We start from the raw sequence: 4,131 nt of genomic DNA, 5'->3' as shown, positions 1-4,131 counted from the left end.
ATGCCGTCGTCGGTACCGACCCCGGCCCGGCCCCACGCGTCGGCCGGTCGCGCACCGACCCGCAACGCCCCGCACGCCTCGACCACCACCGACATCGCCGACGCACCCTCCGTGGGGGACGCCGGACGTCGGGTCAGCCGGACGACTCCCCCGCCGGTGCGTTCATGGAGCCGTCCGCCGACCACCCGACCGCCCACCGACCTGACCGGGGCCGCCTGCCCCACGGGCCCCGTCATCGGGGCCGGCCCTGGTGCCCCCACCGGTCCACCAGCTCACCCCACGCCGGCCCGTGCCGCACGGCACCGCCGGCGGTGACCTCCAGCGCGACGACGACCTGCAACCCGCCCCGCTCCCGGGTCACGACCCCCACCTGGGACACGTACCGTCGACCGCCGTCGCGCCGCAGGTGGACCACCGCGTCCAGGGCGCTGACCGCCTGGGCCGCGAGCGCCTCACGGTCCAGGCCGGCGAGGGCACCCAGGGCCTCCAGACGTGCGGGGACGTCCTGGGCGGTGTTGGCGTGGATGGTGGCGCACCCACCGTCGTGACCGGTGTTGAGCGCGCTCAGGACCTCCCGGACCTCGGCGCCACGGCACTCGCCGAGCACCACCCGGTCCGGGCGCATGCGCAGCGACTGCCGGACCAGCTCGGCGAGCCCGATCTCCCCGGCGCCCTCCACGTTGGGGCGCCTGCTGACCAGGCGGACCACGTGCGGGTGCGCCGGGTCCAGCTCGCCCGCCTCCTCGATGACCACGATCCGCTCGTCGGCGGGCACCAGGGCCAGCAGTGCGCTCAGCAGAGTCGTCTTGCCCGTTCCCGTGCCGCCCGAGACCAGGACGTTGGCCCGGCCCCGCACCAGGTCGTGCAGCAGGGCACCCACCGGACCGGGGAGCGTGCCGCACCTGACCAGGTCGGCGAACGTCCACCGTGTCCTGCCCAGCACGCGCAGGCTGAGGGTGGTGCCGTCGGCCGCGACCGGGGCCAGGACGGCGTGCAGCCGGGTGCCGTCCGGCAGGCGGGCGTCCACCACAGGGACCGCGTCGTCCAGGCGTTGACCGCCCGCCGAGGCCAGGCGCACCGCAAGGGCCCGGACCGCGGCCTCGTCACCCAGGTCGACGTCGGCCCGCTCGAGACCGGCCCCGCGGTCCACCCACACCTCACGGGGGCCGTTGACGAGCACGTCGGTCACCCCCGGGGCGTCGAGCAGGGGCTGGAGCGGCCCGGCGCCCTCGACCTCGGCCCGGACCATGCGGACCAGTGCGGCCAGGTCCTCACGGCCGACGACCCCGACCTCCTCCCGGACCAGGGGAGCGAGGTCGTCGGGGCCCAGACCCTCGCTCAGGACCCGTCGGCGCACGTGGGCGACCAGCTCCGGGCTCAGTCTTCGGGCCACGGCGTCGAGCACGGTCACGCACCGCCCTGACCGGCCAGTCGCAGCACACCCGTGGGCCGCGGGCGGGTCCGTTCCAGTGCATGTGGAAGCCCGTCACCAGGCACCGGGTCCCACACCGGCACCACCGGCGACACGGGCAGGTCCCCCGGTGCACGGTTGCCCGGCGCCCCGGGAAGGTCGGGCACCACACGCAGGTCCGGGAGGGAGGGGAGGGCTGCGGTGCCTCGCAGGTCGGGCAGCACGCGGTCCAGGCGTCTGACGGCTACGCCGAGCCGGCCCCGTGGGGACGTCACCGGACCCAGGCCACGGTCCACCGCACCTGCGAGCGACCTGTCCGTCGGCACCGTCGCGACCAGCGGGAGACCGACCACGTCCGCGGCCTCCACCGGGGAGACGCGGGCCCCGCGCCGACGTCGCAGCACCAGGTGGAAGCGGGCACCTGGAACGGCGTCCAGGGCCGCGCGCGCCGCGATCGCACCAGCGGCCCCGACGACGTCCTGGCCGGTCACCACCAGGACGTCGAGGGCGCCGCGGGCGCCGGCCTCGGCCAGCAGGGACCGCACCGCCGGCGAACCGGCCCCCGAGGTCCCCAGGTCGGCCACGACCAGCCCGCACCCGTCCACCAGGGCACGCCACAGGGCGGGCACCGCGGGCAGGTCCAGCGGGGCGCCGCCCTCCCGGTCACCGGAGAGGACCTCCACGCCCTCCCACACCGGCAGGACCTCCTGGACGTCCTGGGACGGCAGGGTGCCACGGACGTCCCGCAACCCGGTCCACCTGGCCCCCGCCTGCTCCTCGACACCGAGGAGGACCTCGACCCCGCCTCCGGCGGAGCCGAGGTCCACCAGGGCCACCCGGCCCGGGCCACGGGCACGACGTCGCGCCAGCAACGCACCCACGGTGGAGGCCCCCACGCCTCCCGATGCGCCCACGACCGCGACGACCTGTGCCGACACCTTGACCTCCCGGGTGTGATGCGCCGGTCCAGCCGCCGGCCGCACCAGGCTTCCCGTCGTACCCCCCGCGTCGAGCGGTTGGACCGCCACCTGTGGACACCCCGGGCGCACCACCGGCCTGTGGACGGGCGTCCACCGGCGGTCCCGCACGAACCGGCGACCCGGACCTCGGTAACCTCGGAGCAGGCCGAGCAGGCCACGACCCACCGGACGGGACACCCGATGACCGAGCCACGCGCAGCAGCGTTCTTCGACCTCGACAAGACGATCATCGCGACGTCCTCGGCGACGGCGTTCTCACGCCCCTTCCTCGCCGGGGGCCTGCTGACCCGTGGGGACGTGCTGCGCACCGCCTACGCCCACTTCCTGTTCGTCCTGGGGCGGGCCGACGCCGACCAGACCGAACGGTTGCGCGCCCACCTGTCGGCCATGGTCACCGGGTGGGACGTCGCCCAGGTCTCCGCGATCGTCAACGAGACCCTGCACCTGCACATCGAACCCACGGTGTACGCCGAGGCGGTCGAGCTGATCGCCGCCCACAAGGCAGCGGGTCGGGACGTCGTGGTGGTGTCCGCGTCCGGGTCGGAGGTCGTCACCCCCATCGCCCGGCTGCTGGGCGCCGACCACGTGATCGCCACGCGCATGGAGGTCGTCGACGGCCGGTACACGGGCGAGATCGCGTTCTACGCCTACGGGGAGAACAAGGCCACCGCCGTCCGCGAGCTCGCCGCCGAGCGCGGGTACGACCTCGAGCGCAGCCACGCGTACACCGACTCGATCACTGACGTCCCCATGCTGCAGGCGGTCGGGCACGGTGCCGTGGTCAACCCCGACCGGGCCCTGCGCCGCCTCGCCGTCGAGCACGGGTGGGAGGCGCTCACGTTCCGGCGCCCGGTGGCCCTGCGACCCCGGCTCCCCCGCCCGTCCCGCTCGGTCCCCGTGCTCGCCCTCCTGGCCGTCGGACTGACGGCGTGGGTGCTGCTCCACCGGCGGCGGCGGCGTCAGGGCTGAGGCCGAGTCGTCCCACCACGACCGCGAGCCGGACGATCACGTCCACCCTCCGGACCCTCGCGCACAACCCTCGACGGAATCGCCCGCACCCCTTCCCACCTGCGCAGAAGCAGCGTAGAAAGGAACCACAACAGCACAGCGGGTAGTGAGCACCCACGCTCGACCGGTCCCCGAGTGGACCTGCCGACCGGGCTTGTCCCGTAGCGGCAGCGACGCAAGCGCCTGATACCTCACCACCCGCGCTGTTCGACAACGGCGTCCCCCGCGGGGGCGCCGTTGTCATGCGCGCTCAGGCCCCCTGCCCGTCCCCGATCGCGCCGTCCGGGGCCGTTCCGTCCGGGGCCGTGCCCGTCAGCCGCCCCGCCAGGACCGCGTCCGCCACCGCCCGGCCCTGCTGGGCCCCCAGCACCACCGCGTCGGCGCACCCACGTACCCAGGCCGCGACCCGTGCGGGTTCACCGGTCGCGAAGCCTGCGGCCGCCGACGCGTACGCCATGGGCGCCTGGGACCACGCCCGGTGCGGGACCACCACACCCACCGGGTCCACCCCGTCGACCGTCAGCAGCAGCCGGAACACCGCACGCGCGACCGGACCGTTCCCCCGCTCGAAGGGGCGCACCGCCAACAGCTCACCGTGCACGACCGCGGCCCGCACCAGGGCCGGCACACCCGTCGGCAACGGCGAGCCCACCACCGCGGCCAGGGCCTGCAGCCGGGCCGCGACCTGCGGTCCGTCGGGAGCCTCACCCAACCCCCGCACGTCCGCGGGCC

The 4,131-nt window shown here is 75.6% G+C and carries 4 protein-coding genes and 1 pseudogene; 1 reads left to right on the top strand and 4 read right to left on the bottom strand.

The genetic code is table 11. The features are described from left to right. The 3 genes from N869_RS13365 to N869_RS13355 form a co-directional block, all read right to left on the bottom strand. Nucleotides 1-236: hypothetical protein (locus tag N869_RS13365; protein ID WP_156968556.1), on the bottom strand; the 236-nt coding region annotated here is incomplete at its 3' end. After that, a complete protein-coding gene (locus N869_RS13360; RefSeq protein WP_052105555.1) occupies nt 233-1,405 on the bottom strand; it encodes a TadA family conjugal transfer-associated ATPase in 1,173 nt (390 codons plus the stop codon). The genes N869_RS13365 and N869_RS13360, both read right to left, overlap by 4 nt. A 2-nt stretch (nt 1,406-1,407) precedes the next feature. Continuing rightward, on the bottom strand, nt 1,408-2,349 hold the full coding sequence (locus N869_RS13355) for a pilus assembly protein FlpE (protein ID WP_156968555.1): 942 nt from the start codon (nt 2,347-2,349) through the stop codon (nt 1,408-1,410). Nucleotides 2,350-2,571: 222 nt separating this feature from the next. Between N869_RS13355 and N869_RS13350 the strand changes: the two genes are divergently transcribed. Beyond that, the gene (locus N869_RS13350) at nt 2,572-3,360 is read left to right on the top strand and encodes an HAD family hydrolase (protein WP_035062398.1); all 789 of its coding nucleotides are present in this window, start codon (nt 2,572-2,574) and stop codon (nt 3,358-3,360) included. A 289-nt stretch (nt 3,361-3,649) separates the two neighbouring features. Here the strand turns inward: N869_RS13350 and N869_RS17455 are convergent. Further along, a pseudogene (locus tag N869_RS17455) lies at nt 3,650-4,131 on the bottom strand (cell filamentation protein Fic); the annotation flags it as partial.

The organism is Cellulomonas bogoriensis 69B4 = DSM 16987, from assembly GCF_000767165.1.
In the GTDB taxonomy this organism is placed as follows: domain Bacteria; phylum Actinomycetota; class Actinomycetes; order Actinomycetales; family Cellulomonadaceae; genus Actinotalea; species Actinotalea bogoriensis.
The sequence above is the reverse complement of the archived record's forward strand: the minus strand, read 5'-3'. Positions and strand labels throughout refer to the sequence as shown.